Raw genomic sequence first — 18,884 nt, forward strand, 5'->3', positions numbered from 1 at the left:
TTATTTGCAAGGTTGAATGTATAGAACCAATTTTCAGGGAAAATATATACAGGAATCCACTTTAAGGAAAGGCGGTGCTCCAACCCATGAATCATCAGTCTTCACAACCAGAGCATTCCTCAGACAAATCAGCTGAGACATTAACGGATCGACAAGGTCATCCGATCACGGACAATCAGAATGTACGAACCGTTGGCAGCCGCGGACCGACTACGTTGGAGAACTATCATTTTCTCGAAAAGATTACTCACTTCGACCGTGAACGTATTCCAGAACGGGTGGTTCATGCCCGCGGCGCTGGTGCTCATGGCGTATTTGAAGCATATGGAACGGCCGGGGATGAACCTGTATCAAAGTACACACGTGCACGTCTGTTTCAGGAAAAAGGCAAGCAAACGCCGGTATTCGTTCGCTTCTCTACCGTTATTCACGGTGGGCACTCACCGGAGACCCTTCGGGACCCGCGCGGGTTTGCTGTAAAATTCTATACCGAAGATGGCAACTGGGATCTGGTGGGTAACAATCTGAAAATCTTTTTCATTCGCGACCCGCTCAAATTCCCGGATATGGTACACGCCTTCAAACCCGACCCGTTAACCAATGCACAGGATATGGAGCGGTTTTTCGATTTTGTCTCGCTGAGCCCTGAAGCTACCCATATGGTGACATTCCTCTTCTCTCCATGGGGAATTCCGGCCAATTATCGGCAGATGCAAGGCTCGGGCGTTAATACATACAAATGGGTCAATCAGGAAGGCACGGGCGTGCTCATCAAATATCACTGGGAACCGCTCAATCAAGGGATACGCAACCTGCTGCAAAAAGACGCGACCGAGATTCAGGGACTGAACTTCAATCATGCGACGTTGGATCTCTATCACGCTATTGAACAAGGTGACTATCCCGAATGGGAACTGTGCGTTCAGGTGATGGAAGATGGCGAACATCCAGAGCTGGACTTTGACCCACTCGACCCAACCAAGTTGTGGCCGCAGGACCAGTTTCCTTTTCTACCTGTGGGCAAAATGACGTTGAACCGTAATCCCGAGGATTATTTCAATGAAGTGGAGCAAGCGGCGTTCGGGACAGGTGTCCTGGTGGACGGGCTGGATTTCTCAGATGACAAACTGCTGCAAGGGCGCACCTTCTCCTATTCAGATACCCAGCGTCACCGGGTGGGTGCAAACTACCTGCAATTGCCTGTGAATGCACCGAAGAACCGGGTAGCGACGAATCAGAGCGGTGGGCAGATGCAGTATCAAGTGGATCGTGCACCGGGTCAGAATCCGCATGTGAACTACGAACCTTCGTCGCTTGGTGGCTTAAAGGAAGCAACCCCTCGTGGCAAGGAACATGAACCATTGGTGGAAGGTCGACTTGTCCGCGAGAAGATTGAACGTACGAATGACTTTGGTCAGGCAGGAGATACGTACCGGGCATTCGAGGATTGGGAGCGGGATGAACTGATCAGCAATATGGTTGGCGCATTGGCGCAATGCAAACCGGATATCCGGGAGCGCATGATCTCTTACTTCACCCAAGCGGATGCGGATTACGGTCGGCGCGTCTCTGAAGGGTTAGCCTCTGTTCCAACCGATGATAGTGCAACGGTCCAACCGAAACATGAACCAAGTGTCGAGCAAGCAGAGAAACGCAGTCGTGAGACGGACGGTTATTAAGGTAGATTGACAGCGTTTAGACTGATGATTGATGAGTCTGACAACGTTAGTATATGTGAGTATTTTGGATATGCAGATTACGTTCTGGATTAAGCATAGCCCTGATCGTCAAGTTGCCGGTTGCAGCTGCTATCAGGGCTTTTTCATGACTAGCTTGAGTGTAATCTCCACTTCAGGATGCATGCTGCTATTTATTTTAAATTAAATGAAGTTCATATGAGTGGATCAAAGGTAAGACTTGTGCTCTGGGGATGGAAAAGCGTACTTCTCTACGTTCATTTCAGATGATTCTTCGTTAAATGAGAGCTATCACCCAATGGAAAGATTACATAACCCCCGTGATATTACAGGCATTGGAAGCTTCCAGGCCTGACCTGCCTGCATGTACCTCCATCTGATCAGATGATTATTGATGATAACGCTTACAACATTTACCATAAAGCTGTGTCCTAGAGATTGCATCTAACCAGCCGGCATGATCTATCTCATAGGTAACGGCCTGGTACACGGCTACCACATGCTCTTCATTCTATTCCCAATTAACCAAGGAGGTTTGCGTAATGAAATTATTCCCATCAACATCTACTCATGCATCTGTACGATCCGAACGTTCTCTGAAGTCGAAAATGGCCCAGATCTGTCTGAGCGCCGCGTTCCCTCTATTATTGATTGGTGGTGGATCGGTTGGTGCTGAAGAGCTGATCGAGAGCAGCTTGCAAAATCCCTCTGAATCGGTGGCGACTTCGAATATCGCACTTGCTACGGGTGATCTGTATGTGTCTCCTAACGGTTCAGCCAGCAATCCGGGAACACTGAACAGCCCTACGTCACTCGCTAACGCATTGACCCAGATCGCCCCAGGCAAGACCATCTATCTACGCGGCGGCAACTACAGCTTCTCCCAGACCATTACCATTGAACGTGGTAACAGCGGCACATCGAGCCAACGTAAAAACCTGGTGGCGTATGGATCGGAAAAACCGGTCTTTGATTTCTCGGCCCAAGCCTTCGCTTCCACCAATCGTGGACTGCAAATGTTTGGAGACTACTGGCTCGTCAAAGGACTTGAGGTGAAGGGTGCGGGCGACAACGGAATTTTCATCGGGGGTAGCTATAACCGTCTGGAGCAGATCGAAGCTCATCACAACCGGGATACAGGTATTCAAATGGGACGTTATGCTTCCACCGCAGCGAAGAGTGAGTGGCCTGCCTATAACGAAGTCATTCGCTCATACTCCCATGACAACTACGACCCGGATGACGGTGAGGATGCCGACGGTTTTGCGGCCAAACTGACCGTTGGCCCAGGTAATATCTTCGACGGTTGTATTGCCGCCTATAACGTGGACGATGGCTGGGATCTCTATAGCAAAACGGACACAGGCGCCATCGGCGCGGTTACGATCCGCAACAGCATCGCCTACGCGAACGGGGCAACATCAGACGGCACCTCCACCTCCAACAGCGATGGCAACGGCTTCAAGCTGGGCGGTGAGAAGATTGCGGTGAATCATATCGTCGAGAACAGCATTGCGTTTAATAACAAAAAGCACGGCTTCACATATAACAGCAATCCCGGTTCGATTCAGATGAAAAATAACACCTCCTGGAACAACGGGCAAAGCAACTTTGCCTTCGATAAAGGCACCCATATCTTCACCAACAACCTATCCTTCCAAGGTGGCGCCAGCGACAAAACGAGCGGAACCGACGTCAGCAGCACCAACGTCTGGTGGAAGAACAAAAAAAGCGAGAACGCCAAAGGCCTGCTCGCCAGCGCAGCCGACTTTGTCTCCCTCGTGCCTTTGGTAACACGTAGCGCGGACGGAACGCCTGTCCTGGGCAATTTCCTCAAGCTTGCGGGTGGCAGTGATCTGATTGGCTCGGGTACGCCAGCGGGTAAGAATATTGGGGCGCGGTAGGTGGTAAGTAATAAGATAAAAGAATAATTTAAAAGCAAAATCCCCTCTCCCATGCCAGCCTGATCGGTGGTAATGGAGGAGGGGATTTTTGAATTGCTGTGTATTGTCTGCCGCTGGCTTATGAGGTAGATAGATAAATACTCACGGCTTGGCTAAAACCTCAATAATGAGTCTGCCACCTGTGCGAAAACCTTGCTCAAATGCCGCTTCCACATACATCGACGTGGATTGTCCAATCAAGTCGATCAGTTGCTCCAGAGCATCGTATTCTGTATCTGTGAGATTTGTTTTGTAGTTCTGCATCATGTCCGATATTTGACGATTGATCTCTTGATACACAGCCTGCTCAGGATGAATCGACTCGTCCAACCGCAGGTTCCCGTGAAACAAATCTTCGATCAGGTTTGACATGTTATCCCCACCTAGTCTTTTTACCAACTATTCTCACTATACTTTAGCGGATTTTCCGCTAAAAATCAATAGCGGATAACACGCTAAAGTATGATATTGGTGAGGTGATGAACATGTATGCTCGTATACGCAATTTGCGTGAAGACAAAGACTTATCCCAAACACAGATGGCCACCTATCTTGGCTGTAGCCAACGTGTTTATAGCAACTATGAACGTGGTGAATTGGATATTCCTACAACTATATTAATAAAGTTGGCTGATTACCATCAGACCAGCACCGATTATCTTTTGAATCGGACGGATGTAAGAAAGCCATATCCATCAAAGTGATTCGCCTTGAGTTTTACATACCCGTGGCTACCTAAATGCATTACCAAATTACAGTATAGCAAAGGTCTTCTATTTGTGTTGAGTTGGTTTCAACGTTTGGGTGACCATCATATGCATGCGTAGGCTCACTCAATGCCTGTTCTCCGCTCTTCAATGGCCTGATCCTTGTAGCCAGCCCCTTCGTACGTTCTCATATAAACAAGCTTAGAATGGCTCACATTTCGTGATATGAGAGCAAAAAAAGCACTCTATTATGAGTGCCTTCTTAGTAAATCCCAAATACCTTTAATATTATTGTTATAGAACTCCACCCATTCGCTATTCGCGTCTTCTTCAGAGCTGAGCATAATAGAAGTTTGGTCTTGGAATAAAATCGTCATCCTAAAATCACCAGTGTCAAAATATTCTGGTAAAACGAGATCGATGTTTTGAAGATATCTATAATCATAGGTTTTGGCTGAGATAAGTCTATCATTGTCGCTATTTTCATAAAATATAATTATTTTGTTGTCTGTGAATACATAAATCGTAAATCGGTTCTTATTATTCACATTCTTCAAGTATCCTTGTAAATAGAACAGTTGAATCTCGCTATCCTGAATATACTCTTTAATAGCATTTAGGAATCTCCAAGTAATAGTTGTACTGCCCCTCACCATTCTTTCACGTTGCGCCAGATCAGAAAATTCATTAAAATTCATTGTCTTTGCACATCCCTTCATCGTAATTCGATATCAAGCAGGTTTTTCCTCTAGATAAAAAAGCACCACAATGGGTGCCTATAAGCAGTTATTCTGCTTGCGAAGATTCAATCATTTTAACTACCGAATTGAAAGTTTCCGCTATAGCCTCGTCACTCAAGTACATCTTCATGTAATCTCCTCTATGAGAAGAAGCTTGCGAAATAACCTCTCCTCTGGCTTTAATAGCAGCTAACGTAATCTCCAAAGCCATTTCTGCATTAGTCTTCATACAACTACACCTCCCCTAACACTGATACAACGTGCTAGATATGATATACGCTCTTGGAACATATTGGTTGCAGAAATGATTAATTAAATTCATCTTTTCGTTTGAAACATAAGAAAAAGCATCACAATGGGTGCTATGGTCTGACATATACTGATGCATTACAGTTACTACAAGTGTATTTTGGTACATCTTCGTTATACAACCTTTGAACGACCATAATCATCTGAGGCGTATTAACATCATAGAATCAAAAAGTCTATCCCACTCTTCCTCGTATTTAAGTTTCTCATTACAACTTGGACATAACCCTTTGTCATTCTTATAACTCAATACAAGTTTATCCAAAATATCACTTCTTTCTACAGAATAATAAGTTTCTTTGATATAATTCAACAACTTATTACCATTTCCTACATCTAACAGAATGAAAAAGCACCCCGAAGGATGCTTTGAACTACCAAAAACTGTTTTGTTCGCCTTGATCAGTAAAACCTTCATCATCGTCGTCATCTGAATTTCCTGCATACTCAATTACTCGAATATATTGAATTTTGTCTGTTTGAACTATAACTTCGCCACCAGAGTCTTTTGAGCGAAACCACTTTGATGAGGTTATCTCATTAAGTACCTGTTCAACTTCTTCTCTAGTTTTACATGACACCATTATACTTTTATCTTCTCGTACACACAATTGAATAGCGAACTTATCAAAAACCATCCTTTTCACCTCCCTCACCCATACTTCGACAGAAAAGAAGAGAATTCCTCTTTTAACAACGACTTCTCGCCACCTGAAGAAGCGGCTCCCGATTCATTACCTGGTGCCGCATTGGAAATGCTCTCTGAAGATCACGCAGCCGCAAGGGCTTTGTCTTTACAGGTTATTCATCATTCTCCATGAACTCCTTTATCTGCTCCCACACTTTAGCGAACGTCTCTTTTTTCTCCTCCAGTGAACTGGTTACAGCCATAACAGCATCCTGTAGTCGTTCGCTTAGTTGATTTGTACAAGTGACAACAGCATCTCTCTGTTGTTCGGTCAGTGTTGCCCAGAATTCAAGAAGCTTAATTCGATCCGCGTCTCTGATCATTTCATTTCTCCTCAAAAAGAAAATACTGTCTCCGAAGAAGCGGCAAGCGTATTGCAAGGTTATAATAATGCCGACACCAGGACTTGAACCTGGAACCTCTGCTCTCTGTGTACAAGGGGCCCCGCAGCAATCTACCAAATAGATCTATATCGGTGAAGGAAAGTCTCGTCACACTCAGCTCTCCTTTATGTATTTTCACAAAAGAAAAAGCACCCCGAAGGGTGCTGAGAAATCAAATGTCATCTTCTGTTCCCTCAACAACATCCCAGATCTCGTCATAGTTAAGACCGAGTTCGTTTGCTGCTTCAGTTTCATCGACACCGTTCTCATCCATGTATTTACTTACTTCAGGATCTAATCTAAATTCTGGCATTCTAGTACACCTCCTCCCGAGACTCTTGTAGCAATTCGACGCATAGGAAGGATTTCCCTCTTACTGGTCATTAACCATTTTCTTGTATCGCTGATGACCGCAGACCATATGCCCGGTGCGTTCATTCCAGATGATAGGCTCCACACAACCGAGTTCCTCGATGCTATGCTTCAGCTTTTCATACTCTCGATCCTCAGGCTGAAGGTCACACGGGGACTGTAGGCTGCTGCATTAATCTGATCAATTGGCACGATTCTGATGTTCATTAAATGTACCTCCTAGTAGAATAAGGGAAAATTAAATGTAAATTATGGTACTTTTGTGATAGATTAAAAATAGTTCTTATTTCACACATAAGAAAATAAAAAATAGGAGGAATGACCATTGTTTAGTTCAGATCATTATGTTCCAGTGATTAAGTGGAAACGAGGTGAAAGAACTGCTATAGAGCACCTATCTTCCACAGCTAGAAACCGTATAACTCCTTTGCTAGAAATTCAACCAGTGCCTTACGATCATAAGACTGGAAATTTCACCAAAACCATTGATGATCATCTCTCCAATATTGGAAAGGATCTAAACAACTGCTGGAAATCTAAAGATCCAGTATTCGTCGATGCAGACACCATTTACGATAATGTAGATTTTGAGGATGATAATCTTACTAGTGGACAACATCCTCTTGAATTCATTATTGATTCAATTGAAAATGAAGGAAATCAAGCAATTCCCGTTACAGGAACAGCGAGAGATGCTTCATATCAAGCAGCTGTATACAACGTGGTGCAAAAATATCAAAGAGGTATTTGCATAAGAATCTATGAAGAACAACTGGATGACATTAACCAGCTTGAATCTGAAATCAATGATCTACTCTCCTTTGCTCATATTAACAAGAGTGACGCAGACATAGTCATTGATTTTGAGCAAATTAACCCTTCAAAAGAACAGGCTATTTATAGCCAGATTATCAACACATTGATTCAGTTTCCTGACATTAACGCATGGAGAACACTTACAGTTTGCGCAACGAGTATCCCAAAAACTTATTCTAAAATAATAAAAAAATTCAGCTCTGGAACGGTACCCAGAGCTGAATGGAATATTTATTCTAAAATTGTAAAAACGAATCTAATTCGTAAGCCTTCTTTTGGTGATTATACTATTACGAATCCTGATTTTGTTAATCTTGAGCCATGGTTGCTCACTAAGATCATCTCGAGTCTGAAGTATACCTGCGATACTGATTTCTGGGTACACCGAGGCGATCTGACTGGCAATGGATTTTCATGCATGAAGAATATTTGCTCTACAGTAGTGTCAGACCCAAGATTTTCAGGGCAAAATTTTTCATTTGGAGACTCATACATTTACAGTTGTGCAAACGGAGGGACTACAGGCAATCTTGAATCTTGGGTAGTTGCTGGTATTAATCATCACTTAACTAAGGTATCAGATGACCTCGCCAACCTTCCCTTGACTTCAAAAACTGGTTCACCTCAAACTTTAGTTCCTCAGCCTTAATAGAATCTGCAATTCTTTTATAAATGTCTCTTTTGGGCTTGGAAAGAATCCCCTTTTCAAGCCCTCTTTTTTTTAAGAGATCGATCGCTTCATCTCTCCATAATAATTGTGCTAAGGCTAATGAATCCAAAGAAGGATTAACTCTGCCTTTCTTTATAGTTCGTAAAGTAGGAATCCCTTTTTTATTGGTGACTTTTATTATCCCCCACCAAGATGGTACAATTTTCTTTACACCTTCTAAGTAATTGTCTGCTGTAACAATAGTCATTCTTTCAAAAACCTTATTGTACTCATTAACCTGTAAAGGTAATCTAATTAACTTATCACTTTCGCTCTTAATTTCATAACCTTGCATGATTCCATTAAGAACTGCCACATCTACCCGAGACAATCCTTGACTGACACTCATTTCATTAATGATCAGAGTCTCCGATGATTTAGAGTGTTCAAGTATAAGTCTTTCAATTAAAACCTCTCTAATTTCTGGATCTCTTAGTTTATCCATATTTGTACTTCCTTCATTAATTATTTTCATGTTCATTCTAACAGTTAAGATACATTTATACCAAAGAAATTTCTTTTTTATTCCATTTTTTTTGAAATAAGAAGATAGAATTGAGTTGAGTTGGTTTCAACGTTTGTGTGACCATCATATGCATGCGTAGGCTCACTCAGACGCTGTTCTCTGCTCTTCAATGGACTGATCCCTGAAATAGACGTTCTAATATTAAGAAGCTCAAAACATCTCACATTCTGTCATATGAAGGTAAAAGAAAAAGCACCACGACGAGTGCTCTAGTTTATTTTATATCTCCCATCTGCAGAGTTTAGTAGAAGACCTTCTTCTACCCATTGTTTCAAAGACTTTTTCAAAACACTTATACTTACAGAGGGCATAATACCTTCTAAAGCTGATAATGTTAAGCCATCGGGGAAAATTTCTAGTAATTGAATAACTCGTTTTTTTAGATTATTTTCGTTTGATAAATCAAAATTCTTAACTGTGTAGCTCGAGTTTTTGATGTAATAATTCTTTTTAATCATATCATTATACAATTTAAATAATTCTAATTTATCAAGAGCCTCATCAATTTTTTCTTTTGTTTGATCATTTGTGTTATCTTCTTTAGTTTGTTCCAAGAGATCTACTACCTCTCCAACGTTCTTGTTCTGAAGTAGTAAATTTACAAAATTGCTTTCGTCTACAAAATCACTCGGCGCATAAAGTACATTGTGCTTATTTACCAACACAAAGAAAAATGTTGCTACCAAGCCAACCGGGAACAACATGACAAACCATATAAATGTCCTTTGTATCTCTAAAGGTAAACCTAACAACACTCCAGTTCCTGCTATTTCTGCAATGCCCGCAAAGATCGCTATAATTGTAAGTGGATTCTGAACTTTGCTTTTATTGTTCATATGTCTAAACACCCCCGAACAATAATAACCTTATTTCCACAATGATACAATATGTGACAAATAGTTATTCCTTTGGACAGATAGGTCTACCACAAAACTGCTTCACTCCATCCCATCTGCCCCATATACAACCTTTACATAGTTCAGGTTGCAACTTTGATATACGAGGTTCAGGCCGTTCCTTAATTGCTACGTATCGCGGGTTTCTATTCAATGGATTGTAATCACCTCCTTTCATAACCCCAATCGCTTAATAATTCTGTAAAATAAAAAAAGGCGATGAGATTAATCATCACCTGCATTCATACATTTATGTCTTCATTCTGCGCATCCAGTTAGCATGATGCTTAGCGCTTGGATTAAGTTCGTCTAGAGAAATGAAACTTTCTAAGAGCGACCGAGTTTCTTCTCTATATCCCAATGCATAGAAGATAATATATCTTTCATCGTCAGACAATTGAGACAGAGCGATCATTGTATAATCTGAGTCCTTGATAACTTCTTTGGTCTTTGTGCAATGCTTATGTATTATCATGAGCAAAGAATAAAAATTATTAAGGTATTGTTTTATATTTCTGCCATTTCCATTATTCATGAATTCACTTATATTAGTTTCCAACTCTGTTTCGAACTGCGATCCATGTAATATGCTATTCATCCATTCACGCAGATAAAAAAGTCCCTCTCTACCATTATAACTATAGGAACCTAACGAAACAGTTAGTGAATTAATTAAGTTATGGTGTAGTTCGATCATCTTAAAAAAAGTATTTTCAAAACTTTGCTGTAACATTACATTCTTTTGTTCCTCAAGTTGATCACCGTTCCTTTTTACTTCCTTTCGTTGCAACTCTAGTTCCTTTCTCTGAAGACTTAGTTCGTAGCGTTGCACAAATAGAGTGTATACCAACCCAGCAAATGCAAGAGCAGAGAACAAGGCATTCACAGCCCCGAACATATCCCCAAAAGTCCCTCTATCGCTCCAATTACAGAAAAGAAAATAAACAATCATGCCTGACAGTCCCCAAATCAAGAAGAATGCTAAAATAATAGAGCTTAGTTTCCAGACCCTGAATCCTTGTTTCTTTTCTTCTCCATCTTTTACTTCTAAATCTTCTACGATGTGTTTAGTGTAAAACTTTTTGAACTTATCAAACATATGAACAACTCTCCTCAACCTGTTTTCACTACATGGGACATTATATAAGATTGTAATAGAGATAACTATAAATTATTTTATTTAGGTCCCGAGAATAAAAAGGAGCCACCCGTTATGGATGACTCAATTAAGGAGTAGTGAAACATAGACAAACCCGTTCGTTGCTTCGGCTGGGACCTCCCCCCAGACTGTTGCTATCAGATCATGATGCAGGCCCATAGGAGCCTGCTATATAATGATCCGTATTTCCATATCCCGCCCGGATGGAGCAGCCTCGGGGAATCTAACCCCATCCCCACACTGCACCCTTGACGATCCACGTCTAAGGAAACGCCTTCCCACAGCGCAGCCGAGACCGCTGCGATAACGGGCAGGCACACTAGAGAAGAATTTTCCTTCCCTATGTGCCTAGTGTATTGCTGTTTCACCGTCATTCAATTGCCAACACACTGTCAATTACACTTCACTTTTCAAATGGATAAAACATTCCACAATCCTTTAGTTTGTTAGCTATGCCCGTTTCACTATTCCAACTATATGATTGGGATGTAGAATCTTCAGTTTATCTCTTTATTGACACACTACTTATTGACGGAAGCATTATTGACTGAGGTGACCCTACCAAGTATTCCCCGAAGGTGAGGACATATGCGTCAGCTCTATCCGGTGATTTGAGACCACGTTTTTTCATGTCCTTCTTGCTCTCAAGAAGTATTTTACCTTTACTGGTCATTGACCATTTTCTTGCGGTCAATTGAGAAGTGAGTACATCATGATAGGATAATTGTAAGACCGCGGACTCGTTGTTTATATAATTGCTCATGTTTTATTCCAGTTTCCCCTTTATACGCCCACATTTCGGTACCGGTTTCCATAATGTTCATCTGATGATGAATAACCATTGTTGATTGGAAATACTTCATATGGGAATCCTTCTTCTGCTATTATTTCATTCAACCGATCCGTAACTCCGCCACCTACTCCGGTATCATCTATCCTGATTCCGGTATGAACGACTTCTGGGTACTGTGGCAGCAATTCTCATATCAAGTTCAACACCCAGCCAGCAGTAACCATTGTATCTTTCTTGAAATGATTATACTTCCTACTGATACGGGAACAATACCAGCCGTACTAGATGTCTCATTATTGCCTAACTAAGCAACGATACGTTCATTACTTCTTGTCTAGTTAAGTGAACTTCTCAAAGTTCCTAGTGCCAAACCAACAAACCCCAGCAATGTTTCTGCCTCAGCAGTGCACAACAGGGTTTATGATTATAAATTCATTTATTCTCTGTAATTTCTAACAACCTCACCTATACTGCCCACTGGTTAGCAAAGTCGGTCTGCTCTTGCTTCACAACAACGTCGCAATCTTCGAATTGTAATAATACAGCGCCCCATGCGTTAAATTGAACTCTTACCTTTCTGGAAAATGACTTTTGAGATCGACGATGGGAATTATTCCGAATGTCTGAAGGTAGTTCTCACTGTAAATTCCTAAACAGTTATAAAATTCATCATATTCCATGACTGCCATTACATCTTCATCATATGCTGGCGGCTCTCCAATAAAACACACTTTCTGATCGCCAAGGCCCCCTTCCTCTTCTGGCATGTGATAGGATGACAATTGTACTTCCAGTGGACCTGAACCACAACCATGTCTCTCATGGTCTCCAAAGTATTTTAATGCTCTGGGAAAATCAATAGTTCAGAAATAAGATTCGACTAATTGATCTATTTCAGTTTTTGTTGTCAGTATTTTGTACATCAATTATCTCTTCCTTAATATTAATCGGAATGCAGGATCAAAATGCTTTATGTTCCCGTTGTCATCATTTAGAAGTTATTCTATAGGATTTTTATAACACCAATCCGGGTCATACGGTAAAGATTTCAGTCTTTGTATGTCCTCCCAGCTGTATACCCAATCATTGTCTGCAATCCAGAAATAATCATCAGGATTCAGCTTGAGATATTCATAAATAAAATGAAGTATTAACTCTTGATTACCATAGATATCCTCAATATGCCCGACTTGGCACAGTGATATATTAGGATCTAAACCTAAATCTTCGTGATAATAAAATTCAGTACTTAGGCTACTCATGCTGTGAATATGGAAAATCAACGAGGATTCATTGTCCCCTGTAAATGACTTATGATTAATATTCAGCGTTGTATACAGAAACTTGCCTTCATTTGTATACGTTTTATTGTTATAAAAATAGAGAGCTACGTCCGAATGAAAAGCTGCAACAATCGTATCAGCTAGAAACTGCTCTGGTGAATATTTGTCTTTTTTTGTTAAAATGACAGCTGAAGTCCCCATCTCATTTAGCTTTCTACCCTATTACGAAGTGCAGTTTATCTGGTGAGCCCACATTACAGGCAAGTTCGAGCATAAAATCTATTCCTTACTCAAACTTTTGTCCAGCAACCACTTTATAGCTTCCTCACCCACCAGAATATTTGGTTCTTCTGGCGTTCCGATATTGATGCTTTTTATAAAGGCTTCTTCTATTCCCCTAAGCCCTGTTAATTTAGCACCGTGCAACAAAGTTCCTTTAAACGATGCTGAACTGACATCTACCTGATTCATATTAGCATCTCGAAAATCTGTAAGGTACAGGGAGCTGGAAATTAGCTTTGCATTTGACAAATTCGCATTTGTAAAAATGGACTCAGAAAGATCCGCTTTGGCAAACCTTGCACCTTGGGCATCTGCATCTGTAAAATCGGCATAAGACAAATCTGCCTTATAGAAATCAGCATTTACTACGTTGGTGTTAGTAAAGCTGGATGAACATAACAACGATGATGACATGTCCATATGTTCCAAGTTCATGCCATCAAATGCACATTCGGTCAAATAAGCTTGATCCAAAGGATATCCCGATAAATCGACATGACGAAAGTCTATTTCATCTACACCTAATTTTTCACCCTTTTCTCCAATGGTTTCAATCCACAATCGATGTGAATTTAATTGCTCTATCAGTTCTTGTTTGTTAATTGATTTCATTACTACACCACCTTTTATTATGGATACCAGATGATTCGTTCTGTAACTCCCGCATCTTTTACTGCCTCTTTTAACTGCTTGATGTGTTCAGGAACTAACTCCCGTGTATCAATAACAACATTATGACCACGATCAAACTCCTCGTTTATTTTATCCATAGATTTTACGACTGTAAATGCTCCCTTTCTCGGTGACGTATGACCATGAGGATAAGACTCAAAACTTTTCACGTCCCACTTTTGGCCAGTAGTGACGTCAATAAATTCAGCGCCTTTATTTTCTTGAGGATCACGCATAATCTTTCCTAATTTACCTTGTTGCTCTAAATCTAGTCCTATCTCTCTTTCTTTCAAACCTTGATCTCTAATTTTTCCGCCATGTGAAGGATCGCCTGCCAAAACATCCAATTCCTTTTGTGTTCTACCTCCGGTATATTTTCCATCCTTGGCATAAAGGTTAGACCCGTTACCTTGTCCCTTGCCCTCAGAACCCTTCTTCTGCTCATTCGCTTTCCTTGCTTCAGCCGCTTCCAAATTCTTTTTAATCTTCGCTACAGCTGGATGAGAAGAAGGCAACCGAAAAGGCCCTTTGCCACCTGGCATATTCCCACGAACCATCTGAAATGCCATAAATAGCTGGCTGAACTTCAGAGAAGTCAACATCATCTGAGCATACTTATCGGATACAGGCTCGCCTGTGAAGGGATGAATTCCATTTTCAAAAGCTTTGATCTGCATCGCATGAATATCTTCCCCTGGCGCTTCAGCATCCGTAGCTTGCATCCGATTAAAATCCAAATGCCCCTGATCCTTCTTATATGCCTGCAAGGCTGCCTGATCCGTAACACCATTCTCATTCACAGGCATCCACATCAGCTTCCCAAACATATTGACTTGTGCCATCCGGTAGCCCTTATCATCCGAACCGGCATAATATCTTGAGGTCTTCATCATTACTCCCGCACCTAGAGCACTAACAGCACTGCCAAGACTCACTTTTTCAGCATCTACATTCTCAAATCGTGTGGCAATATGCTTCAATTCCTTAGAGGTGTTCACCATACTTTCCAGCGCCTTCTGCAATACAGGGCGTGACCGCGCAAACTCATCATAAAAACGCTCCTGCGTCACACCCAGCCACATCTGCTGAAGGAACATGATCTGCCTTGTGAGATTCTCCCGTATATGCTCCAATTGTTGTCTCGCCTGATCCACTTGATTCGATACGTGATGTAACTGTTCAGGGGTAACTTTAATGGTATTCATCCATTTTCACCGCTCATCTAAGATATGATATAACTATGTTAGCAGAAGTTTAATGGCAATTACATCCGGCTAACCTCCTGATTTCACTGCATGAATCCACGCTCAGAATGATTTATATCCGTCCCTCAGCCCCATACGATCTCTATGTAGGTGTATACATGTTCCAGAGGGTTTTCCTTTTACGACTACAGGATACTGTGGCATTTTACTGCGACAAGCCGAAAACTTTAACAAATCATAGTATTAATGAAGAAACTTGACTGTGCCGATGATTAGTTGTACTATATGTTTGTATAAATGGAATATATTACAATTTAAATATTTATTTTGGAATCTTATATTTTCAAGATGAGTGTCAGAGCCTATCATAGCTAAGATATCAATGCGTATAAATGAGTTTTACATTTTGTCTGCAACACATAATCATTGGCAGGCATTCATTTTACATATACATTCCTACTTCATAGAGTTTTCTAGCCTGTAGAGTTCTACCTCCTTAATTTCTTTTTCAGTAAAGAAAAAAGGGGAAGAACCATCTTTAAAAGAGAGGAGGGCAAGAGGCTTTAAGCTGTAAGCAGGTCTATTTGTCGTAACCGTATGTTTTTGTAAAAGAATACCCCTAATAAGAAAGGTGGAATTTATTGCTATGAGAAAATTGATTAGTTTAGCTCTTATTCTTGTTCTAGTGCTTTCATTTAATGTAGCGGCCTATGCAGACGGTGACGTGACTCAAGCCAAACCTTTGACAAAGGAAGAAATTATTAATTCCAAAGAATTCCGTGAAGCTGTGAAAGCGGCTAAGGCTGAATTTGAATCTCAGAAGGCTGATAATGCGGGTGGTCCAGTTCTGTTTGCGCCTGCTCCGAAAGTATCTCACATTAATGTATATGGTGTCGTATCTCCTAATGGTGGTCAAGAAATTTACGGCTTCAACAACAACCCGCTCTCCACGACCAATGATCATGGTGGGGCTTGGATTCAGTGTATTACTTTCCAGATCGGTTATGACAGCAGTCACTACGGCACACTCGCCAGCAATACAATGACTAACAACTGGTCTGAAGCTATTGATCTGGACGGTGACCGTGTCGTAGATGCTTGGGCCCATTCTTGGGTTTATGAAGCGCCTACTACAGGGGGACAATTTGTAGGTACAGTCTATTCCATTAATATTCCAACACAGTGGACCGCTTGGATTAATGTTCGCTAACTGGAAGGATGTAATATGAATATCGGAGGAGTTGGCTATCCTGGTTCTATCATGAGGAATACGGGAAGTAAACCCAAAGGCTCATCAGCTTCGGACACGGATTTGATTCTTGATCAGGCGCAGGGATATACATCCCCTGCGTCTTTTCTTGTTGTCACATTAAAGGGCGCGACTTTGTATAGGAACCCACCGTTGTACAGCAGGCTACTTTCCCTCTGCTTGTATGAATACATACGTACTCTCGTCGGATCGTTCTTCTGAAAAAGCGAAATTTAACCGATCAAAGTTTCTTACGTCCTTCACATCTGTAATCTTGTGCTCTGCCATATAACGTACCATTTCACCTCTGGCCATTTTAGCCCAGGTTGCCTTTTCAACAAGCTTCCCATTGACCATTTGTCCGAATACACAAGTAATGAACCGGGTTTCCTCACTCAGAAAAGGAGTGATATTTTTGCTATACTCTTTGGAAGCCAGATTTAGGATGTAGTTGCTTTCTGATTGAAGCTGATCTGCGAGTTTGCTACCCCAGAATTGATAGAGCGTTTTGAAGCCCGTACCTTGCAGCTTGCCCTGCATCTCCAACCGATAAGGGGTAACCCCATCCAAAGGCCGCAACATGCCATAAAAACCGGATAATATGCGTAAATGCTGCTGAAGATACTCTAATTCCTCATTTTGAAAAACACCCGGAGCCATATATTGATACTGAATGCCCTCATAGGCATAGATGGCTGGCGTAAGATTTGCTTTTATATTCATATTCTGAATCCGTTCCACGTTCTGTTCGGCGATTGCATCGTTACACTTCCACATCGCTTTGAGTTCGTCATAGGATAACTTTTGAAGCAGACTCAATAGCTGTTCTGACTCGTTTATAAACTGCGGCATCTGTGCGATAGCCATAAGATCGGTATCAATCTTCATCTTTTTAGCTGGTGATATGATAATTCTCATCGTGCTGATCCATCCTTAATCTACCGTTGTTTTTGTCGTTATCCATTGTACAGGATTGGACAGGTGAATCCAATGCCATGGCTTAACTAAATCTCTCAAAGTACCTTTGAAAAAATTCAAAATGAACAAGTCAGCCCACGATTGGACCGGCTTGTTCATTAGAATTCAACACATTAAAATGGTGAAAAAGCAAGGCATGCATTTCAAACCGCTTTTAGGGCGATACACTCCCCGCGCCGCTATTTTGCTCTGTTTTTGTAGTTGGCAATTGAATCATTGGCGTGTTTGATCCACTCACATATGGAAGGGCTCCATCCCATTTCTTGATTGTTTCATATTCAACGAGTTGACTTGTTAATGATTGCTGAAGCTCTTTATTTGCTTTAGCTTGACCTTCTGCTTCGATCAATAGTTTGTCTGCATTACCCTGTGCTTCCACACGCTTACGATCTGCTTCTTTCTTGGCGATCTCCAGTTCAGTCGTTTTACGTTCCAGTTCTTGAGAAGCTTCAACACGCTTATCGATTGCTTCCTGAGTCTTAGCGTCAGGCTGAGGAACACCGACGGTAACGTTTGATACAATAAAGCCTAACTCTTTAACATCATCAGAAAAACGTTGTTCGACGTCTACGCCTGCTTCGGATGACTTTTCACCATAAACATCAATGACTGTAAACTTGGAAATACCTTTACGAGCTGCATCACGGAAACGTGTTTTGAGATATGTATCCTCAATTTCTTGAATGCTAATTGGCCCAAATGTATTAAAGATAGAAGATACTTTACTTGGTTCTACTTGGTAGTTGTAAGCAAAATCGATTGTGATGTTTTTTCCGTCAGATGTAGCAATTTGAATATCTCTGTATTCCACCGTTTGAATTCGGATCGGATATTTGGTTACTTTATCAAACGCTCCAACCAGTTTCCACCCTTGACTCAGTGTGCTATCTTTTACGCCTCCATTTGGTGAATATACGACCCCAACATATCCATTAGGAATTCGTGTTAAAAAGAAGGTCACCAGCAGCACGCCCACAATAATAACTAATGCAACCGTAATTGCCCCTACCCTAAACGTCTTTGAATTTTTCATCACCATTCTCCTCTTGTTTGAATTTATTGTATTTCTTCAAAATTCTACTACCTATTTTATTGAATAGCGGGAACATTAATGACCATAGAATGAATGCTAGGATAAAAATTAAAATGATTCCCCCAATAAATGGCATATTCGTCCTCCCCTCTATGGATGTAACCTAGCAAAACCTCAGTAGGCATGATCTACATCCTGTTAAATATAAATTCTCATTCATCCAAATCTACAATTAATAATTTATATCCTTCTTTATATATACTTTATTAATTCGATTCGGTTTCAATGATATCCCTTGCCGCTTCTTGTAGTGCGTTCTCCCCTAATGCAACGTAAATATAATTTATATGCTGACCATTCCCATTGATGTAGATTATATTGAGATTCCAACACTCCTCGCCTGCACAATCAAAATATAAAACAAACCCCGGTACACGTCTGCAT

The 18,884-nt window shown here is 41.2% G+C and carries 19 protein-coding genes, 1 tRNA gene and 1 pseudogene; 5 read left to right on the forward strand and 16 right to left on the reverse strand.

What is annotated here, in order from left to right; genetic code table 11:
- Nucleotides 1-86 precede the first annotated feature (86 nt).
- Together NST33_RS20770 and NST33_RS20775 are read left to right on the forward strand one after the other, a co-directional pair.
- A pseudogene (locus NST33_RS20770) lies at nt 87-1,577 on the forward strand (catalase); the annotation flags it as partial.
- A 662-nt stretch (nt 1,578-2,239) separates the two neighbouring features.
- Entirely contained in the window at nt 2,240-3,601 is a 1,362-nt protein-coding gene (locus NST33_RS20775) for a right-handed parallel beta-helix repeat-containing protein (protein WP_339304892.1), read from the forward strand.
- A 141-nt stretch (nt 3,602-3,742) separates the two neighbouring features.
- Here NST33_RS20775 and NST33_RS20780 read toward each other — a convergent pair whose 3' ends face one another.
- A complete protein-coding gene (locus NST33_RS20780; protein WP_339304894.1) occupies nt 3,743-4,012 on the reverse strand; it encodes a DUF6809 family protein in 270 nt (89 codons plus the stop codon).
- Between the two features lie 113 nt (nt 4,013-4,125).
- Between NST33_RS20780 and NST33_RS20785 the strand changes: the two genes are divergently transcribed.
- Nucleotides 4,126-4,344 carry a helix-turn-helix transcriptional regulator gene (locus tag NST33_RS20785; protein ID WP_339304896.1) on the forward strand — a complete coding sequence of 73 codons (219 nt, stop codon included), beginning with the start codon at nt 4,126-4,128 and terminating at the stop codon, nt 4,342-4,344.
- A gap of 251 nt (nt 4,345-4,595) precedes the next feature.
- Here NST33_RS20785 and NST33_RS20790 read toward each other — a convergent pair whose 3' ends face one another.
- The 6 genes from NST33_RS20790 to NST33_RS20815 form a co-directional block, all read right to left on the reverse strand.
- Nucleotides 4,596-5,045, reverse strand: a complete 450-nt coding sequence (locus tag NST33_RS20790; protein WP_339304898.1) for a hypothetical protein — start codon at nt 5,043-5,045, stop codon at nt 4,596-4,598.
- A gap of 88 nt (nt 5,046-5,133) precedes the next feature.
- Nucleotides 5,134-5,316, reverse strand: coding sequence for a hypothetical protein (locus NST33_RS20795; protein WP_339304900.1), 183 nt, complete (start codon nt 5,314-5,316; stop codon nt 5,134-5,136).
- A 454-nt stretch (nt 5,317-5,770) separates the two neighbouring features.
- A complete protein-coding gene (locus NST33_RS20800; protein WP_339304902.1) occupies nt 5,771-6,034 on the reverse strand; it encodes a hypothetical protein in 264 nt (87 codons plus the stop codon).
- 163 nt (nt 6,035-6,197) lie between these two features.
- On the reverse strand, nt 6,198-6,407 hold the full coding sequence (locus tag NST33_RS20805) for a hypothetical protein (protein WP_339304904.1): 210 nt from the start codon (nt 6,405-6,407) through the stop codon (nt 6,198-6,200).
- A 68-nt stretch (nt 6,408-6,475) separates the two neighbouring features.
- Nucleotides 6,476-6,560, reverse strand: a tRNA-OTHER gene (locus NST33_RS20810).
- Between the two features lie 79 nt (nt 6,561-6,639).
- Nucleotides 6,640-6,780 (reverse strand): hypothetical protein, encoded by a 141-nt coding sequence (locus tag NST33_RS20815; RefSeq protein ID WP_339304906.1) that lies wholly within the window; start codon nt 6,778-6,780, stop codon nt 6,640-6,642.
- A gap of 384 nt (nt 6,781-7,164) precedes the next feature.
- Between NST33_RS20815 and NST33_RS20820 the strand changes: the two genes are divergently transcribed.
- The gene (locus NST33_RS20820) at nt 7,165-8,304 is read left to right on the forward strand and encodes a beta family protein (RefSeq protein ID WP_339304908.1); all 1,140 of its coding nucleotides are present in this window, start codon (nt 7,165-7,167) and stop codon (nt 8,302-8,304) included.
- Here the strand turns inward: NST33_RS20820 and NST33_RS20825 are convergent.
- The 7 genes from NST33_RS20825 to NST33_RS20855 all read right to left on the reverse strand — a co-directional run bounded on the left by NST33_RS20825 (nt 8,225) and on the right by NST33_RS20855 (nt 15,180).
- Complete coding sequence (locus tag NST33_RS20825; RefSeq protein WP_339304910.1) at nt 8,225-8,839, reverse strand: sce7726 family protein; 615 nt, start codon at nt 8,837-8,839, stop codon at nt 8,225-8,227. The genes NST33_RS20820 and NST33_RS20825 overlap by 80 nt on opposite strands.
- A 260-nt stretch (nt 8,840-9,099) precedes the next feature.
- Complete coding sequence (locus NST33_RS20830) at nt 9,100-9,726, reverse strand: hypothetical protein (protein WP_339304912.1); 627 nt, start codon at nt 9,724-9,726, stop codon at nt 9,100-9,102.
- Between the two features lie 310 nt (nt 9,727-10,036).
- Nucleotides 10,037-10,885 carry a putative phage abortive infection protein gene (locus tag NST33_RS20835; RefSeq protein ID WP_339304914.1) on the reverse strand — a complete coding sequence of 283 codons (849 nt, stop codon included), beginning with the start codon at nt 10,883-10,885 and terminating at the stop codon, nt 10,037-10,039.
- Between the two features lie 1,422 nt (nt 10,886-12,307).
- Nucleotides 12,308-12,505 (reverse strand): hypothetical protein, encoded by a 198-nt coding sequence (locus tag NST33_RS20840; protein WP_339304916.1) that lies wholly within the window; start codon nt 12,503-12,505, stop codon nt 12,308-12,310.
- A gap of 231 nt (nt 12,506-12,736) precedes the next feature.
- Nucleotides 12,737-13,222 carry a hypothetical protein gene (locus tag NST33_RS20845; RefSeq protein ID WP_339304918.1) on the reverse strand — a complete coding sequence of 162 codons (486 nt, stop codon included), beginning with the start codon at nt 13,220-13,222 and terminating at the stop codon, nt 12,737-12,739.
- A 78-nt stretch (nt 13,223-13,300) separates the two neighbouring features.
- Nucleotides 13,301-13,915 (reverse strand): pentapeptide repeat-containing protein, encoded by a 615-nt coding sequence (locus tag NST33_RS20850; RefSeq protein WP_339304920.1) that lies wholly within the window; start codon nt 13,913-13,915, stop codon nt 13,301-13,303.
- Between the two features lie 17 nt (nt 13,916-13,932).
- Entirely contained in the window at nt 13,933-15,180 is a 1,248-nt protein-coding gene (locus NST33_RS20855; RefSeq protein ID WP_339304922.1) for a WXG100 family type VII secretion target, read from the reverse strand.
- 646 nt (nt 15,181-15,826) lie between these two features.
- On the opposite strand from NST33_RS20855, the gene NST33_RS20860 reads away from it, so the two are divergent.
- The gene (locus tag NST33_RS20860) at nt 15,827-16,390 is read left to right on the forward strand and encodes a DUF4879 domain-containing protein (protein ID WP_339304924.1); all 564 of its coding nucleotides are present in this window, start codon (nt 15,827-15,829) and stop codon (nt 16,388-16,390) included.
- Between the two features lie 204 nt (nt 16,391-16,594).
- On the opposite strand, the gene yaaA is transcribed toward NST33_RS20860, so the two are convergent.
- Both yaaA and NST33_RS20870 read right to left on the reverse strand, forming a co-directional pair.
- Entirely contained in the window at nt 16,595-17,347 is a 753-nt protein-coding gene (gene yaaA / locus NST33_RS20865; protein ID WP_339304926.1) for a peroxide stress protein YaaA, read from the reverse strand.
- Nucleotides 17,348-17,561: 214 nt separating this feature from the next.
- On the reverse strand, nt 17,562-18,440 hold the full coding sequence (locus NST33_RS20870; RefSeq protein WP_237174498.1) for a prohibitin family protein: 879 nt from the start codon (nt 18,438-18,440) through the stop codon (nt 17,562-17,564).
- Nucleotides 18,441-18,884 lie beyond the last annotated feature (444 nt).

This window comes from Paenibacillus sp. FSL L8-0435, assembly GCF_037965655.1.
Classification (GTDB): Bacteria; Bacillota; Bacilli; order Paenibacillales; family Paenibacillaceae; genus Paenibacillus.